Origin of the sequence: Kitasatospora sp. NPDC059088 (genome assembly GCF_042738155.1) — a bacterium.
GTDB lineage: Bacteria > Actinomycetota > Actinomycetes > Streptomycetales > Streptomycetaceae > Kitasatospora.
In genome coordinates this window covers 65162-81869 of the sequence record NZ_JBHYGR010000028.1, presented here as the reverse complement: position 1 = coordinate 81869, position 16708 = coordinate 65162, and the positions used below count along the sequence as shown (strand labels likewise).

Sequence of the window (16708 nt, the reverse complement as noted above, 5' to 3'; positions counted from 1 at the left end):
TGGGGGGGGGGGGTGTGTGGGTGGTGGTTGGGGGGGGGGGGCGGGGGGGGGGGGGGGGGGGGGGGGGCGGGCGCGGGCGCGCCGCCCCCCCCCCCCCCCGGCCGTTCAGGAGGCGGAGGTCAGCCGCCGAGCCGGTCCACCGCCGTCACCCGCACGACCGCCCGGCCCTCCTCGTCCGAGCCGTACAGGTCGACCTCGGCGCTGATGCCCCAGTCGTGGTCGCCCTCCGGGTCGTCGAAGATCTGCCGGACCTTCCAGGCGGAGTCCTCCTCCTCGATGATCAGCATCTTCGGGCCGCGCGCGTTCGGGCCGGTGCCCAGGTCGTCGTACTCGTCCCAGTACCCGTCCATGGCGTCCGCCCAGCGGTCCGCGTCCCAGCCGTACTCGCCGTCCAGCTCGCCGAGCGCGCCCCAGTGCTCCAGGGCGCACAGCTCCACCCGGCGGAACAGCTCGTTGCGCACCAGCACCCGGAACGCCCGGGCGTTCGCCGTCACCGGCGCCGGCTTGTCGTCCAGGGTGACCTCGGCGGTGGCCGCCTCGGTCGGGTTGGCCAGCTGCTCCCACTCGTCCAGCAGGCTGGAGTCGACCTGGCGGACCAGCTCGCCGAGCCAGGCGATGACGTCCTTGAGGTCGTCCGTCTTCACGTCCTCGGGGACGGTCTGCTCCAGCGCCTTGTACGCACCGGCCAGGTAGCGCAGCACGATGCCCTCGGTGCGGGCGAGTTCGTAGAAGCCGACGTAGTCCGAGAAGGTCATCGCCCGCTCGTACAGGTCGCGCACCACGGACTTCGGCTGGAGCTGGTGGTCGCCGATCCACGGGTGCGCCCGGCGGTACACCTCGTACGCGTGGGTGAGCAGCTCCTCCAGCGGCTTCGGGTAGGTGATCTCCTGGAGCCGCTCCATCCGCTCCTCGTACTCGATGCCGTCCCGCTTCATCTCGCCGACGGCCTCGCCGCGCGCCTTGTTCTGCTGGGCGGCGAGGATCTGGCGCGGGTCGTCGAGGGTCGCCTCGACCACCGAGATGACGTCCATCGCGTAGGCGGGGGAGGTTGGGTCGAGCAGTTCGAAGGAGGCCAGCGCGAAGGTGGACAGCGGCTGGTTGAGCGCGAAGTTCTCCTGGAGGTCCAGGGTCAGGCGGACGATCCGGCCCTCCGCGTCCGGCTCCGGCAGGCGCTCGACCACGCCGCCCTCCAGCAGCGAGCGGTAGATCGCGATCGCGGTGCGGATGTGGCGGCGCTGGGCCGCCTTGTCCTCGTGGTTGTCGGTGAGCAGCTTGCGCATCGCCTCGAAGGCGTTGCCCGGGCGGCCGATCACCGACAGCAGCATCGCGTGGCTCACCTTGAACCGGGAGACCAGCGGCTCCGGGTCGGCGCCGATCAGCTTGTCGAAGGTCTCCTCGGTCCAGCCGACGAAGCCCTCGGGCGCCTTCTTCCGCACCACCTTGCGCTTCTTCTTCGGGTCGTCCCCGGCCTTGGCGATCGCCTTGTCGTTCTCGATCACGTGCTCCGGCGCCTGGGCCACGACCTGGCCCACGGTGTCGAAGCCGGCCCGGCCCGCGCGCCCGGCGATCTGGTGGAACTCGCGGGCGCGCAGGATGCGCACGCGCTGGCCGTCGTACTTGGACAGCGCGGTGAACAGCACCGTGCGGATCGGCACGTTGACGCCCACACCGAGCGTGTCCGTCCCGCAGATCACCTTCAACAGGCCTGCCTGGGCGAGGCGTTCGACCAGCCGGCGGTACTTCGGCAGCATGCCCGCGTGGTGCACGCCGATGCCGTGGCGGACGAAACGCGACAGGTTGCGGCCGAACTTGGTGGTGAAGCGGAAGCCGCCGATCAGGTCGGCGATGGCCTCCTTCTCCGCCTTCGAGCACATGTTGATGCTCATCAGCGACTGGGCCCGCTCCACCGCTTCCTTCTGGGTGAAGTGCACGACGTAGACCGGCGCCTGGCCGGTCTGCAGCAGCTCCTCCAGGGTGTCGTGCATGCTGGTGCGCCGGTACTCGTAGAACAGCGGCACCGGGCGGGTCGCGTTGCGCACCACCGTGGTCGGACGGCCCGTCCGGCGGGTCAGGTCCTCCTCGAAGCGGCGGACGTCGCCCAGCGTCGCCGACATCAGCAGGAACTGCGCCTGCGGCAGCTCCAGCAGCGGGATCTGCCAGGCCCAGCCGCGGTCCGGCTCGGCGTAGAAGTGGAACTCGTCCATGACGACCTGGCCGATGTCCGCCCGGGTACCGTCGCGCAGCGCGATCTGCGCCAGCACCTCGGCCGTGCAGCAGATGATCGGCGCGGTCGGGTTGACGCTCGCGTCACCCGTCATCATGCCGACCTGCTCGGTGCCGAACATCTTCACCAGGTCGAAGAACTTCTCCGACACCAGCGCCTTGATCGGCGCCGTGTAGAAGGTCCGCTGCCCCTCCGCCAGCGCCGCGAAGTGCGCACCCGCCGCCACCAGGCTCTTTCCCGAGCCGGTCGGCGTCGCCAGGATGACGTTGTTCCCGGAGACCAGCTCGATCAGCGCCTCCTCCTGCGCCGGGTACAGCGTGATCCCGCGCTCCTCCGCCCAGGCCGCGAAGGTCTCGTACAGCGCATCGGGAGTGGCGGGCTTCGGCATCAGATCAAGGAGGGTCACCGGGCTATCTTGCCTGCTGGCCGCCACCCCCGGCAAAGCCCGGGATCACTCGACGGGAACGGTGGGGGCGGTGGCGGCGAGCCGAGGGGTGTTGGTGCACCTGTACGAGCCCGCGGCGGCCCGCGCGATCTTCAGCGCGACATCGGCGTACGTCTGCCGGATCCTGGCACGGGGCGAGGTGGAGACCCAGGGCTCGCCGTCGACGGAGACCTGCACGTACGCCGGGGCGGCGTCGCCCTTACGAAGCTCCGCCGGCAGCTGGTAACCGTCGCACCGGAGGTACAACCGCACCTGGGGAGACTTGTCACCGCCCGCGTCGGCCACCCAGCCGACTGCGTCGGGGCCGAAGTCCAGTGGCACGGTGCGACCGGCCTCCCCGGTGTCCCTCTGCCGGTCGGCGTCGATCCCGTCGTACGCGGGAGAGACGGTTGCCGACAGAAGGCTGTCGGCCGTCGTGTGCTGCCCGGCCCACCAGACTTCGCACTTGCCGTACCGGTCGCCGTTGACCGGGTCCGACGGGGTTGCCATCCGGTCCTGGTGGGCGCCCTCGTAGCCACGGCCGTCCGGGCCCGCGAGCACCCTGAGCTCGTCCTTGGTCACCAGGTCCCAACAGGCGCTCTGCGGCAGGTCCACCTCCTGCCACGGTTTCCAGGCCCACAGCCCGCCGCCCACAGCCGCCGCCACCGCGAGGGCGACGGCGGCGTGCCAGGGGCGGGCCCGGGACCGGCGCCGGGGGGAGTCGTCCGGGGACGGCGGGACGATGTGGGCGACGTCAACCATGTCTCAACGCTCTCGGTCGTGGCCTGGGGTGCGGCGTCCGGGGGTCTAGGGCCTGTCCGGCGGATCTTGCCAGGCGCGCGACGCCGGGCATCCCGCCTGGACGCACGCCCGAATCGCCCAAGTACGTCCAGTACGAGGCCGACTCGGGCGCACGCCCAGCCGGGCGCCCAACGCCGCGCGCTGATCTGCCAAGATCCGCCGGACAGGCCCTAGTTCTTCTTAGGGAAGGCGGTGCCGAAGGAGTCCCTGCCGCTGCCGTAGCCGGTGTTCTCCTCTTGCGCGGCCCGGCGGGCCACGTCGTTGATGTAGTTCGGGTCGGCGCCCGTTGTGCGGCCGGCGTCGCGCACCGCGTTGACGATCGCCTGCTGGGCGTTGGCCTCGGCCTGCTGCTTGGCATCCACGGCCTCGTCGCTCGCGGCATTGTGGGTGTCCACCTTGTACCCGGCGGCGACGTTGTCCATGATCTGGTTGGCCACGTTGTCGATGCCCTCGCCGATCAGGGGTGCCCGCTCCTTCAAGGCGTCGCCGGCGAACGACCAGAGCTGGCCGGCGAGCTCCCGCTTGGTGTCGATGGCGGCGTTGTACGCGGCATCACTGGCGGCGTGCTTGGTGTATACCTCGTCGACCATGGCGCTCGTGATGAGGCCGTTGACCTGACCTGCCGGCTTGGCGATGTTCTCGACCGCCACGGCCAGGTCCTTGTGCAGCTCGGGGTGGGCCAGCACGTCCTGGATCTGGGCCGTGGTGTAGGCCTGCTGCCCGGCAGCGATCGAGGCATAGGCGTCCGGGTCCCGGCCGAGTGTGCCGAGGAGGCGCTCGACCTCGCCCGTCCTGAACAGGTGGGAGGCGGAGCCCGGTCCTTCCAGGGCGCCCTGGATGTCGCCGATGTAGTTGGCGGTCATGTTGCCGAGGCTGCCGTTGAGGTTCGAGAACAGTCCGCCGTGGAGGAGGTCCGGACCGTCTCCGGTGCCGAACCTGGTCACGACCTGTTGCATGACGGCGTTCATGTCGCTGGTGTGCGGAGGGAACTTGCCGTGCACGTCGTCGTACGCGCGGCCCGTGGTCGCGGCCTCCAGGGCGTGCCCCAGGGAGGTGACATCGAAGGGTTCGGCGGTGCCCGGGTTCGGCCGGGGCGGGTACTGCTGGTCGAGCAGGAGTGACCGGGAGCCGTTGTCGGTGAGCATCTTGAGGTAGGTGTTCTCGCCGCCGTGGCTCTTGACCGTGCCGTCGGGGTTGTACGTCGTCGGAGTGTCATGGAAGAACTTGGTAGCCGCCTCCGGGCTGTGTCCGAGAGCGTCCAGGACGGCGGACATCGGGTTGATGCCCCGAATGTTGCCGTCCTTGTCGGGTACGCCGATGAACTTGAGCTCGGTGAAAGGGTACGAGGCCTTCGTCGCGGCGTCCCAGCGCATCGGGTTCTCGTTGGTCAACTGGGTGACGTGCGCGGCGACCGGGTCGAGGAAGTGCGCGTCGTACTTCCCGCTGCGCAGCAGATTGGCCATGATCTGGTAGCCGTACGGGCTGTGCGCGGGGTCGGCGCCGGGCGGGACGGGTATCTGCTTGGCGCCCGCGGCCCGGAACCTGGTCTCCCAGTCGTCCGAGACGTGCGGCAGGTTCTTGGTGTCGGTCGCGGTGGCCAGGGTGAGGCCGAGGTCCTGCTGGATGCCCTTGATCGCGGCGGAGCGGGCCGGGCTGTTGGCGTAGTCCCCGCTCTGTGCCATGGCGCCGTACTTGGCCATGAAGGTCGCCGGGTCCTGGTTTCCGTAGAAGGACGTGGCGAACCGTGGGTCGTTGTTGTGGTGGTCCAGGATGCTCTGGAGGTGCTTGAGTTCGGCGTCGCTGGCCTTGTTGCCGAGGCTGAGGATGTAGGTGGCCGCCTTGGCTTCCTCCTCCGGTATGCCGCCGACCGGGTTGGCATTGAAGGTGGTGCCGTCGCTGCCGGTGTCGTCGCCCAGGGCTCTGGCGGCGTCGAGGTCGGCCTCGGTGGCGCGGTCGATCGCGTCACCGATGGCCTTGGCCGCGGAATCGGCCTTGGCCTTCCAGCTCTTGCCGTACTCCGGGTCCCGCTTGTCCACCTCGGTCGTGGGCGCGGGCCAGCTCACCCCGCCCTCGGCGCTGACGGTGAGACCGGCGGTGGTGGCGTTGTGCACCGCGTTGGTGAGGTCCTGCTTGGCGGCCGTGATCTCGGCGTGGGCGTCCCGAAGGGTCTTGGCCAGTGCCGAGGCCTCCTCGAAGGCGGCGTGGATCTGGTCGCGGGCCCAGGTGAGTTTGGCGTTGGCGAGGCCGGCGGCGTCACCGTGCCAGCCGGATTGGGTGACGGTCCCGATGACCTCGTTCTGCATCCGCCGGGTGAGGTCCCACGTGCGGACCAGGGTCTCGAAGTCGCCGGCGGCGGCGTCGAGGCTGGTGAGGTCGACCTGTTGGAGCTGGCTGAATGTCACCATGATGGTGTTGCTTTCCCCCGCTTGCGCTGTGGCTAGTTCTGGGCCTGCGGCTTGGCGAAACTGGCGTGGATGTCGCTCTCGGTCTTGTCGTACGTCTGAGCGGTGGTCTGCAGGTTCGTGCCGATGTCGCCCACCGCACCCTTCAGGGAGTCGGCCTGGCTCGACCACGTCCCCCATGAACCGGTGAGCGCGCCGCCGAGGGACCACCCTTTCAGCGCGCCGGCCGCGGCGGTGACGTGGTCGCCGGGTTGGGTGCACTCGGACTTGACGGAGTCCCGTAGCGCGAAGGCGTTCTGGGCGGCCTGGTGAAGCACTCCGGTGTTGACCGTCACGGCTGCGCCGCCGCCTGCCGGGTTCAGGGAGACGGGGGCGGCGTTGCCGCCTGCCAGGTCCGGAAACTGCTTCTTGGCTTCTTCGGTCAGATTGCCCTTGTCGTCGAAGAGCCAAGGATTCATTCGACGCTCGAACTCGAGGTCTGTCACGTGCCCACCCCCCAGGTGCAGATCGGCATGGAGCGTACCCGAAAGTTTTGCCGTTCCGGTGGGAGGTGTCGAAAGTAGGAGCTGATGCGGGGCGCCCAAGGAAACGAATAGTGTTCCTCTGATTGACAGCAGATGAACAGGGAGTGGACGGCGACAAGAAAACCCGGCTGAGCTGTGCCGAGTCGCACATTGCCCCGCTCTCGCCGCCCGTGCCAGAGTGCCGGGCATGGCCCACCCCCTCGCCTCCCAGCCCCGCCCCGCCGCCGGGCCCGCCCCCGCACACGTCTTCGACTGGCTCGACGAGGCCGCCGCACTGCGCGCCGACGCCGGACTGACCCGCACGCTGCGCAGCCGGCGCGCCGAGGACGCGGTCCTGGACCTCGCGGGCAACGACTACCTCGGGCTGACCAGGCACCCGGCGGTGACCGGCGCCGCGGCGGAGGCGGCGCTGCGCTGGGGCGGGGGGTCGACCGGATCCCGGCTGGTCACCGGGACGACCGCGCTGCACACCGAACTGGAGCAGGAACTCGCCGAGTTCTGCGGCGTCGAGGCCGCGCTGGTGTTCTCCTCCGGGTACACGGCCAACCTCGCCGCACTGACCGCGCTGACCGACCCGGACACCCTGATCGTCTCCGACGCCTACAACCACGCCTCCCTGATCGACGGCTGCCGGCTGGCCCGCGCCGACGTCCACCGCGCCCCGCACAGCGACCCGGCCGCGGTGGCCGAGGTGCTGGCCGGGCGGCAGCAGCGGCGGGCCCTCGTGGTCAGCGACTCGGTGTTCTCGGTGGACGGCGACGCGGCACCGCTGCGCGCACTCTCCGAGGCCACCCGGGCCGGCGGGGCCGCGCTGCTGGTGGACGACGCCCACGGGCTGGGCGTGCTCGGCCCCGGCGGGCGCGGCGCACTGGCCGCCGCCGGGCTGGCCGGGCAGCCGGACACCGTCGCCACCGTCACCCTGTCGAAGTCGCTCGGCTCCCAGGGCGGCGCCGTCCTCGGCCCGCGCCGGGTCGTCCGGCACCTGACCGAGACGGCCCGCACCTTCATCTTCGACACCGGCCTCGCCCCGGCCGCCGCCGGCGCCGCCCTCGCCGCGCTGCGCCTGCTGCGCGCCGAACCGCAGCGCGCCGACCGCGCCCGCGAGGTCGCCCGCACGCTCTCCGCCCGCCTCACCGCCGCCGGCCTGCACGCCTGCGAACCCGACGCGGCCGTGGTCTCGGTCCGCGCCCCGGGCCCGGAGGCCGCCGTCGCCTGGGCCGCCGACTGCCTCCGCGCGGGCCTCGCCGTGGGCTGCTTCCGCCCCCCGTCCGTCCCGGACGGCATCTCCCGCCTCCGCCTGACCGCCCGCGGGGACCTCACGGACCAGCAGATCGCCGACGCCGTCCGCACCATCGCCGACCTGGCCCCGGCGGGCGCCCGGAGGGCGTAGATGGCCGAGTCGCTGGTCTGGGACGACGTGGCGAACATGTTCGACCCGAGCGACGGGGGGACGCTGCCGGACGTGATGGTGGACAGCACCACGGCGGCCGACTGGCAGCTGCTGCTCGACCTCGTCCGGGAACGGGGCTGGGCGTACGAGTACGACGAGGGCGACGCCGTCCGGCCGCTTCCGGCGGCCGCGGCGGTGCTGGCGCGCCCGGACGACGCGGAGTGCCCGAGCCTGGTGGTGCGGCCGACCGCGGAGGTGTGCGCGATCTTCCGGTTCTACGCCGCCGAGGCGATCGACTTCGACGTCTCGCTCCTGGAGCTCCAGGGGCAGGAGCGCCTGGACGTCCTCTGCGCCTTCCTGACCGCGATCGGGCAGCGGCTGGGCAAGCCGGTGGTGATGTACGCCGAGGGTGGCTACCCGAACTGCCCGATGATCGGGTACGACCCCGAGGCCGACCGTGTCGTCCTGCTGCGCGCGGAGCACAGGGATGGCTGAGCCGCTGCGCTGGGCGGACCACGCCGGGTGGCTGCTCGATCCGGCCGCCGACGGCTGGCTGCCCGGCGAGGGCATCGCCGACACCACAGCGGCGGACTGGCAGGCGCTGCTGGACCTGGTGGTGGAGCGGGGCTGGGAGCGACGGTTCCTCGTGGGCTGCTTCGAGACGGCGCTGCCACGGGCCGAGGAGGTGCTGACCTGGCCGCGGGGCGGGGCCGCGCGGCCGGTGCTGAGCGTGCGGCCGGGCCCCGGGGTGGGGGCGGTGTTCCGGTTCGGCGGTGCGGAGCGGATCGACCTGGACGTCGACGTCGCACAACTCCGCGACCAGGAAGGGCTGGACGTGCTGTGCGGCTTCCTGGCCGCGGTCGGGCGGCGGCTGGGCAGATCGGTACCGACGTACGCGGCGGGCACCGGCCCGTTCCTCGGGTACGACCGGGCGGCCGACCAGGTCCTGGTGCGCTGACCCCGGGACCGCGCCCTACGGCTGCCCGAGCACCAGCAGGGCCTCCGCGCCGGCCGGGCGGTAGCCGGCGGCCTGGAAGGCGCGGACGCTGGGGGCGTTGCCGGGGGCCTGCTGGGCCCAGACGACCTCGCCCTCCGGCAGCAGGTGGCGGGCGGCGGTGGCGAGGGCGCGGCCGAGGCCCCGGCCCTGGGCATGCGGGTCGACCTCGACGGCGGACTCCCAGCGGCCGGCCACGCCCCGGCCCAGGATGAGCACGCCGCCGTCGGCCTCGTACACCCGGACGTCCTCGCGGTAGCGCAACGCCCGGACCACGCGCGGGTGTTCGCGGTCCTCGACCGGGCGGAGCGGCAGCGGCGGACCGCCCGGGAGGCGGTCGGCGACGGAGAGCAGGTCGATGTTGTTGACGGTCCGTCCGGTGCGCTCGGCGAAGGCGGTGAGGAAGGGCGGGCAGAGCGGTGCGGACAGCGGGTCGCCCGGGGCGGCGGCGAGTGCGGTGTGCACCCAGTCCGGGTCCTGGTCGGTGAACACCACGGCGTGCGCGGCGAAGGCGATCACCCCGGCCTCGCGCGGCGAGGGCTGCGGCACCACCGTCACCGAGCCGTCCGGCGGCGGGAACACCCCGCCCGCCGCGTCCGCCAGGATCTCCGCCAGCCCCCGCGTCCCCATCACGCATCCCGTCCCGTCGTGGTCGATGATCGTCAGCCCCGTCAGCCTAGTCGCGCCGCCAGACCAACAGGTAGCGCCAGAACAGCAGTTGCCGCAGCGCGTACCCCGGCAGCTCCCGGGCGGCGTACGCCCGCACCTCGGCGAGCGTGGTCCGCGGCCACATCACCGGGGCCGGGACGACCGCGGGCGGGGCGCCGCGTTCGCGCAGGTGGACGGCGAGGCGGCAGAGCGCGTTCACCGGGACGGCGGCCAGGCTGACCAGCCGGTCCCGGACGGTGGCCTCGCGGTAGCAGCCGAGCACCACCAGGACCCCGCCGGGCGCGAGCGCCTCGCGCAGCCGGGCCAGGGTGTCCAGCGGGAGGTGGTGGAGGCTGGCCAGGCAGGAGATGACGTCGTAGTGGCCGGGCGGCAGGTGGAGTTCGGCGAGGTCGCTCCGCCGGTAGTGGATGCCGGTGGGCCCGTCGGCGGCGCGGGCGGCCGCCAGCACGGCCTCGTCCCGGTCGACGGCGTCCACCTCCAGGCCCCGGCGGGCGAGCGCCCGGGCGAAGCGGCCGGTCCCGCAGCCGACGTCCAGGGCGCGGCGGGCGCCGGGCGGCACGCGGCGCAGCAGTGGCCGGTGGTAGTGGTCGTTGTGGTCGAAGGGCATCCGGTCAGACTAGACGGGCCCGTGACGGCCCCTGGGCGTGTCAGGCCGGCTTCCTGCGGGCCCGACTGGGCTGCACCCGGGGCGGTTCGCCGGCGGCCTTGGGGTGGTCGGGCGGGTAGGGGAGTTCGCCGAGGCCCTCGTCGTGCAGCTGCTTGTCGTAGAGCTCCAGCAGGGCCTCCAGCCGGTACGCGTGGTCCGCCATCTCCGCGTTGGGGTCGCCGAGTTCGGCGAAGCGGGCGGGGACGGTCCGCAGGTCGAAGTCCTCGGGGGAGGCGTCGTCGAGTTCGTCCCAGTGCAGCGGGGCGGAGGCGGTGGCGCGGGGGCGGGCGCGCAGCGAGTAGGCGGAGGCGATGGTGCGGTCGCGGGCCATCTGGTTGTAGTCGACGAAGATGCGTTCGCCGCGTTCCTCCTTCCACCAGGCGGTGGTGACCTTCCCGGGCATCCGCTGTTCCAGCACCCGGCCGAGGGCGATCACGGCGTGCCGCCCGTCGGTGAAGGTCCACTCGGGCACCAGCGGGACGTAGACGTGCAGGCCGCGCCCGCCGGAGGACTTGGGCCAGCCGCGCAGCCCGTGTTCCGCCAGCAGGGCGCGCAGTTCGTGGGCGGCGCGGACGGCGTCGTGGAAGTCGGTGCCGGGCTGCGGGTCGAGGTCGATGCGCAGTTCGTCGATGTGGTCGGTGTCGCCGCGCCGGACCGGCCAGGGGTGGAAGGTGAGGCAGCCCAGGTTGGCGGCCCACAGCACGGCGGCCGGTTCGGTGGGGCAGATCTCGTCGGCGGAGCGGCCGCTGGGGAACTCGATCCGGGCGGTGGGCAGCCAGTCCGGCAGGCCCTTGGGGGCGCGTTTCTGGTAGAAGAACTCGCCGTCGACCCCGTCGGGGAAGCGCTGGAGGGTGGTGGGCCGGTCGCGCAGCCCGTGCAGCACCCCGTCGGCGACGGCCAGGTAGTACTGGGCGACGTCCAACTTTGTGAAGCCGCGCTCGGGGTAGTACACCTTGTCCGGATTGGACAGCCGGACGGTGCGCCCGGCGACTTCCAGTTCGACGGCTGTGCCCATGCCTCTCACGCTAAGGGCGCCGTGCCCGGCGCGCGCCCCGGGGCGAACCGCGCCAGGCTGGGACGCATGGACCTGCCCGTGATGCCGCCGGTGGCCCCGATGCTCGCCAAGTCGGTGGCGGGGATCCCGCCGGGGATGCAGTACGAGGCCAAGTGGGACGGCTTCCGTAGCATCGTGTTCCGCGACGGCGACGAGGTGGAGCTGGGCAGCCGCACCGGCAAGCCGCTGACCAGGTACTTCCCCGAGCTGGTGGAGGCCTTCCGGCGGGAGCTGCCGCCGCGCTGCGTGCTGGACGGCGAGGTGGTGATCGCCCGGGACGGGCGGCTGCGCTTCGAGGAGCTGCTGGAGCGGATCCACCCGGCGGCGAGCCGGGTGAAGCTGCTCGCCGAGCGGACGCCCGCCTCCTTCGTGGCCTTCGACCTGCTCGCCCTCGGCGACGATTCGCTGCTGGACGAGCCGCTGTCGGTGCGCCGCCCGGCCCTGGAGGCGGCGCTCGCCGGGGCCGCCGACCCGGTGTTCACCGCCCCGGCCTCGACCGATGCCGAGCTGGCGCGGACCTGGTTCGCCGAGTACGAGGGCGCCGGGTTGGACGGCGTGGTGGCCAAGCCGCTGGACCAGCCGTACCGGCCGGGCGAGCGGACCATGTACAAGATCAAGCACGAGCGCACCGCCGACTGCGTGGTGGCCGGCTACCGCGAGCACAAGAGCGGCCCGGTGGTCGGCTCGCTGCTGCTGGGCATCCACGACGACGCGGGCCGGTTGCAGCACGTCGGCGTGTGCGCCGCCTTCTCCATGGCGCGCCGGCGCGAACTGGTCGAGGAGCTGGCCCCGCTGAGGATCGACGACCTCGCCCAACACCCTTGGGGCGCCTGGGCGGAGGAGTCCGCGCACGCGGAGGGCCGGCTGCCGGGGGCGGTCAGCCGCTGGACCGGCGGCAAGGACCTGTCCTGGATCGCGCTGCGCCCCGAGCGGGTGGTCGAGGTGGCCTACGACCACATGGAGGGCAGCCGCTTCCGGCACACCGCCCAGTTCCGCCGCTGGCGGCCGGACCGCACGCCGGAGAGCTGCACCTACGCGCAGTTGGAGGAGCCGGTCTCGTACGACCTCGGCAAGGTCCTGGGAATCTGACGGTCGGTCGGGAGTACGGAAGGCCCGACCCGTTCGCACCGGGTCGGGCCTCCTGCTCTGCTCGCGCGCTGCGGTCAGGCCCGCACGGTGGTGGGGGCGTTGCCCGGGAGCGAGGGCGCGCCGCTGCCGGAGCTGCCGGCCGAGGGGGAGCCGGACACCGAGCCGGACGCGCCGCCCGAGGCCGGGGCCGACGGCGCGGCGGTCTCCGCCGGGAGCGCGTAGACGTTGTTCGGCGAGATGATCTTGGTGATCGCGTTCGCGAACAGCGTGGACGGCTCCTGGCCCTGGGAGATCACATCGGTGTTGAGCAGCAGCACCAGGGTGGCCTGGGCCTCCGGCATGTACACCGCGACGCTCTCGTAACCGGGCATCGAGCCGTTGTGCCCGATCCAGCCGTTGTTGTCGAACAGCCCGAAGCCGTAGGTGACGCCGGGGTCGCCGGTGGGCAGGGTCTTCAACCGCTCGGTCTGGCTGGCCGGGCTGATGATGGCGCCGGTGGCCATGGTCTTGGCCCAGCTCTCCAGGTCGGCGAGCTGGGTGATGACGGCCCCGGCCGTCCAGGCCCAGGACGGGTTCCAGTTGGTGGCGTCCTGGATGTCCCCGTTGGGCGTCTGGTCGGTGTAGCCGTGGGCGTGCGGGTCGGGGAGCGTCCCGTCGGTGGGGAAGCTCGTCTTGGCCAGCGAGGCGGGCGTGAACACCTGGGCCTGGAGGAAGTCGCCCGCGCTCTGCCCGCCGACCTTCTCGATCAGCTTGCCCAGGATGATGTAGTTGCTGTTGTTGTACTGGAACCGCTGCCCGGGCGGGAACACGGCGGGGTGCTTGTAGCCGTAGGCGAGCAGCTGGTCCGGGGTGAACACGTGGTTCGGGTCGCCGATCAGGGTGTTCACGAAGTCCGGGTCGGAGCTGTACGGGAACAGGCCGCTGCGCATCTCGCCGAGCTGGCGCACGGTGATCCCGTCGCCGCCGGGGACGCCGTCCACGTACTTGGAGATCGGGTCGTCCAGCGCCACCTTGCCCTGGTCCACCAGGCGCAGCACGGCGGTCGCGGTGAAGGTCTTGCTCTCGCTGCCGATGCGGGTGAACAGCCCGGGGTCCATCGGCGTGTTGGCGGTCTTGTCGGAGACGCCGAAGGACTTCTGGTACGTGCCGCCCGGCGTGATGATCCCGACCGAGATGCCGGGCACCGAGTTCTGCTTGAGCACGGACTGGATCGCGGCGTCCAGCTTGGCGCCGACGGCCGGGGTCAGCTGCACCACCGCGTTCGAGGAGGCGCTCCCCGAGGGGGAGTTGCCGGGGGACGGGCTGAGCGCGGCCGGTTCGGCGGTGACCGCAGGCTCGGCGGCCTGCCGGGCGGGCGTCGACTCTCCGGAGCAGGCGGTGGCGGCCAGCAGGCCGGCCAGTGCGAGGGCGGCTCCTGCGGCCAGCCGGGCGGAGCGGGGAGCGGCCGGGCGGGGCCGTCGGGTGTTGGTCATGGAGTGGGGCGCCTCTCTGCGGCGAAGGGCCCCGGAGCGCTGCTCCACGGGGCCGTGGGGGAGCGTCGCCACCGTAAGCACCGCCCTCGAACACCCGCGCGCCGGTGGCGGCCGGGCTGGCCCGAACGGACCCAACCCCACCCGACTGGCCCGCTCCCACTGGCGGATCGTTGTCAAGTACCCCGCCGGTACGGCCGGTTGGTGTCGTCGCGGGTGCCGCGCGCTCGGCCGGACGGGTGAGCACCGGCACGCCGCACCCGCCCCCGGGCCCAGCTCGGGCACGATCGTTTAGCCCAGCTGTGGCCGCCCTTAAGAATTCCTCGATGGACCGCACCCCCTCCCACCAGGCAGATTTCTGCTTGCCGGAGCGTGCCCGTCAGGAGCGGCCGAACCGAGCCACCGGCCTGCCCGACCCTCGAAGGCCGTCCCCGATCAGCACGTCAGGAGCCGTCTCCCGTGAAGGCACTCGTCAAGCAGCATGCCGAGCCCGGCCTCTGGATGATCGACGTCCCGAAGCCCGAGATCGGCCCGGGCGAGGTGCTGATCAAGGTGCTGCGCACCGGCATCTGCGGCACCGACCTGCACATCCGCAAGTGGGACGGCTGGGCGCAGCAGACGATCAAGACCCCGCTGGTGCTCGGCCACGAGTTCGTCGGCGAGGTCGCCGAGCTCGGCGCCGGCGTCGCGGACATCGCGATCGGCGACCTGGTCAGCGGTGAGGGCCACCTGGTCTGCGGCAAGTGCCGCAACTGCCTGGCCGGCCGCCGCCACCTGTGCCGCAACACCGTCGGCCTGGGCGTGAACCGGGACGGCGCCTTCGCCGAGTACGTGGCGCTGCCCGCCTCCAACGTCTGGGTGCACCGGGTGCCGGTGGACCTCGACGTGGCCGCGATCTTCGACCCCTTCGGCAACGCCGTGCACACCGCGCTGTCCTTCCCGCTGGTCGGCGAGGACGTGCTGGTCACCGGCGCCGGCCCGATCGGCATCATGGCGGCCGCCGTCGCCAAGCACGCCGGCGCCCGCAACGTGATGATCACCGACGTCTCCCCGTACCGCCTCGACCTGGCCCGCCGGGTCGGCGTGACGCTGGCGCTCAACGTCGCCGAGCACACCATCGAGGAGGGCCAGCAGAAGCTGGGCCTGCGCGAGGGCTTCGACGTCGGCCTGGAGATGTCCGGCCGCCCCGAGGCGATGCAGTCGATGATCGCCAACATGACCCACGGCGGCAAGATCGCCATGCTGGGCCTGCCGGCCGAGGCCTTCCCGGTGGACTGGGCCTCGATCGTCACCTCGATGATCACCATCAAGGGCATCTACGGCCGCGAGATGTTCGAGACCTGGTACGCGATGTCGGTGCTGCTGGAGGGCGGCCTGGACCTCAGCCCGGTGATCACCGGCCGCTACGCCGCCACCGAGTTCGAGGCCGCCTTCGACGACGCCGCGAGCGGCAACTGCGGCAAGATCATCCTCGACTGGACCGCCTGAGCACCGTCTGAGCCCTGCCCGAGCCCGCCGATCCGCCGCCCCGCCGCTACGACTAGGAGTCTGCCCGTGTTCGACAACGTGCGCGCCGACATCGCCACCACCCTCGACGAGATCCGCGAGGCCGGCCTGTTCAAGCCGGAGCGGGTGATCGGCAGCCCGCAGAGCGCCGAGGTCACCGTCACCTCCGGCGGCCGCCCCGGCGAGGTGCTCAACTTCTGCGCCAACAACTACCTCGGCCTGGCCGACCACCCCGAGGTGCTCGCCGCGGCCAAGGACGCGCTGGACCGCTGGGGCTACGGCATGGCCTCGGTGCGCTTCATCTGCGGCACCCAGGACGTGCACAAGGAGCTGGAGGAGCGCCTCTCGGCCTTCCTCGGCCAGGAGGACACCATCCTCTACTCCTCGTGCTTCGACGCCAACGGCGGCGTCTTCGAGACCCTGCTGGACGACCGCGACGCCGTCATCTCCGACGCGCTCAACCACGCCAGCATCATCGACGGCATCCGGCTCAGCAAGGCCCGCCGCCACCGCTACGCCAACCGCGACCTGGCCGACCTGGAGCAGCAGCTCAAGGAGACCCAGGACGCCCGCCGCCGCCTGATCGTCACCGACGGCGTCTTCTCGATGGACGGCTACGTCGCCCCGCTGCGCGAGATCTGCGACCTGGCCGACCGCTACGACGCCATGGTCATGGTCGACGACTCGCACGCCGTCGGCTTCGTCGGCGCCGGCGGCCGGGGCACCCCCGAACTGCACGGCGTGATGGACCGGGTGGACATCATCACCGGCACCCTGGGCAAGGCGCTCGGGGGCGCCTCCGGCGGCTACGTCGCCGCCCGCCGGGAGATCGTCGCCCTGCTGCGCCAGCGCTCCCGCCCGTACCTGTTCTCCAACTCGCTGGCCCCGGTGATCGCGGCCGCCTCGTTGAAGGTGCTCGACCTGGTCGAGCAGTCCAACGAGCTGCGCGAGCGGCTGGCGGCCAACACCGCGCTGTTCCGCTCGAAGATGACCGAGGCCGGGTTCGAGATCCTGCCGGGCGACCACCCGATCGCCCCGGTGATGATCGGCGACGCGGCGAAGGCCGGCCGCCTGGCCGAACTCCTGCTGGAGCGCGGCGTGTACGTGATCGGCTTCTCGTACCCGGTGGTCCCGCACGGCGCCGCCCGGATCCGGGTGCAGCTCTCCGCGGCCCACTCCACCGAGGACGTCGAGCGCGCCGTCGCCGCCTTCGTGGACGCCCGCGCCGCGCTGGAGGGCTGACCCCCGCGCGGGGCCCGATCCCGACGAAGGGCCCGACCCCCACGAGGGGTTGAGTCCCACGAGGGGTTGACCCCACAAGCCGCCCGCGGGGCCGAGCCGCTCGGAACCGGCCCGTCCCCGCGGGCTCACCACCGCGCTGCGGTGGTGGTGAATCGATTCGCCACCGCCGCGCGGCCCGAAGACCAACTGCCCCACCCTCCCGCCTCGGGGGGGGGGGGGGGGGGCCGCGCGGGGGGGCGCGGCCCCCGGCCCGCCGCGGCCCCCCCGGCTGCAG

The 16708-nt window shown here is 72.4% G+C and carries 14 protein-coding genes; 6 read left to right on the top strand and 8 right to left on the bottom strand.

Annotation, left to right across the window (positions count from 1 at the left end):
• Window positions 1–119: 119 nt before the first annotated feature.
• The 4 genes from ACFWXO_RS15570 to ACFWXO_RS15555 all read right to left on the bottom strand — a co-directional run bounded on the left by ACFWXO_RS15570 (window position 120) and on the right by ACFWXO_RS15555 (window position 6336).
• A complete protein-coding gene (locus tag ACFWXO_RS15570) occupies window positions 120–2612 on the bottom strand; it encodes a DEAD/DEAH box helicase (protein WP_375886633.1) in 2493 nt (830 codons plus the stop codon).
• Between the two features lie 63 nt (window positions 2613–2675).
• Window positions 2676–3410 (bottom strand): hypothetical protein, encoded by a 735-nt coding sequence (locus ACFWXO_RS15565; protein WP_380524447.1) that lies wholly within the window; start codon window positions 3408–3410, stop codon window positions 2676–2678.
• 209 nt (window positions 3411–3619) lie between these two features.
• Window positions 3620–5854, bottom strand: coding sequence for a hypothetical protein (locus tag ACFWXO_RS15560; RefSeq protein ID WP_380524446.1), 2235 nt, complete (start codon window positions 5852–5854; stop codon window positions 3620–3622).
• Between the two features lie 32 nt (window positions 5855–5886).
• Window positions 5887–6336 (bottom strand): hypothetical protein, encoded by a 450-nt coding sequence (locus ACFWXO_RS15555; protein WP_380524445.1) that lies wholly within the window; start codon window positions 6334–6336, stop codon window positions 5887–5889.
• A gap of 226 nt (window positions 6337–6562) precedes the next feature.
• Here ACFWXO_RS15555 and ACFWXO_RS15550 point away from each other — a divergent pair, with 226 nt between their 5' ends.
• The 3 genes from ACFWXO_RS15550 to ACFWXO_RS15540 are packed head-to-tail and all read left to right on the top strand — an operon-like array spanning window position 6563 to window position 8723.
• The gene (locus ACFWXO_RS15550; protein ID WP_380524444.1) at window positions 6563–7765 is read left to right on the top strand and encodes an 8-amino-7-oxononanoate synthase; all 1203 of its coding nucleotides are present in this window, start codon (window positions 6563–6565) and stop codon (window positions 7763–7765) included.
• Window positions 7766–8260, top strand: coding sequence for a hypothetical protein (locus ACFWXO_RS15545; RefSeq protein ID WP_380524443.1), 495 nt, complete (start codon window positions 7766–7768; stop codon window positions 8258–8260).
• A complete protein-coding gene (locus ACFWXO_RS15540; protein WP_380524442.1) occupies window positions 8253–8723 on the top strand; it encodes a hypothetical protein in 471 nt (156 codons plus the stop codon). The genes ACFWXO_RS15545 and ACFWXO_RS15540 overlap by 8 nt, the downstream gene beginning before the upstream one ends.
• Before the next feature lie 15 nt (window positions 8724–8738).
• On the opposite strand, the gene ACFWXO_RS15535 is transcribed toward ACFWXO_RS15540, so the two are convergent.
• Genes ACFWXO_RS15535 through ligD form a run of 3 tightly spaced genes read right to left on the bottom strand, consistent with a single transcriptional unit; the run spans window position 8739 to window position 11089 of the window.
• Complete coding sequence (locus tag ACFWXO_RS15535; RefSeq protein ID WP_380524457.1) at window positions 8739–9389, bottom strand: GNAT family N-acetyltransferase; 651 nt, start codon at window positions 9387–9389, stop codon at window positions 8739–8741.
• A gap of 46 nt (window positions 9390–9435) precedes the next feature.
• A complete protein-coding gene (locus ACFWXO_RS15530; RefSeq protein WP_380524440.1) occupies window positions 9436–10035 on the bottom strand; it encodes a class I SAM-dependent methyltransferase in 600 nt (199 codons plus the stop codon).
• A gap of 40 nt (window positions 10036–10075) precedes the next feature.
• Window positions 10076–11089 carry a non-homologous end-joining DNA ligase gene (ligD, locus tag ACFWXO_RS15525; protein WP_380524439.1) on the bottom strand — a complete coding sequence of 338 codons (1014 nt, stop codon included), beginning with the start codon at window positions 11087–11089 and terminating at the stop codon, window positions 10076–10078.
• Between the two features lie 66 nt (window positions 11090–11155).
• On the opposite strand from ligD, the gene ACFWXO_RS15520 reads away from it, so the two are divergent.
• Window positions 11156–12217, top strand: coding sequence for an ATP-dependent DNA ligase (locus tag ACFWXO_RS15520; protein ID WP_380524438.1), 1062 nt, complete (start codon window positions 11156–11158; stop codon window positions 12215–12217).
• Window positions 12218–12291: 74 nt separating this feature from the next.
• On the opposite strand, the gene ACFWXO_RS15515 is transcribed toward ACFWXO_RS15520, so the two are convergent.
• Window positions 12292–13689, bottom strand: a complete 1398-nt coding sequence (locus tag ACFWXO_RS15515; RefSeq protein ID WP_380524437.1) for a serine hydrolase domain-containing protein — start codon at window positions 13687–13689, stop codon at window positions 12292–12294.
• 456 nt (window positions 13690–14145) lie between these two features.
• Between ACFWXO_RS15515 and tdh the strand changes: the two genes are divergently transcribed.
• The gene (tdh, locus tag ACFWXO_RS15510; RefSeq protein WP_380409431.1) at window positions 14146–15174 is read left to right on the top strand and encodes an L-threonine 3-dehydrogenase; all 1029 of its coding nucleotides are present in this window, start codon (window positions 14146–14148) and stop codon (window positions 15172–15174) included.
• A 66-nt stretch (window positions 15175–15240) separates the two neighbouring features.
• Window positions 15241–16434: a glycine C-acetyltransferase gene (locus tag ACFWXO_RS15505; protein WP_375886472.1), complete on the top strand. Its 1194-nt coding sequence runs from the start codon at window positions 15241–15243 to the stop codon at window positions 16432–16434.
• The last annotated feature ends 274 nt before the right edge of the window (window positions 16435–16708 follow it).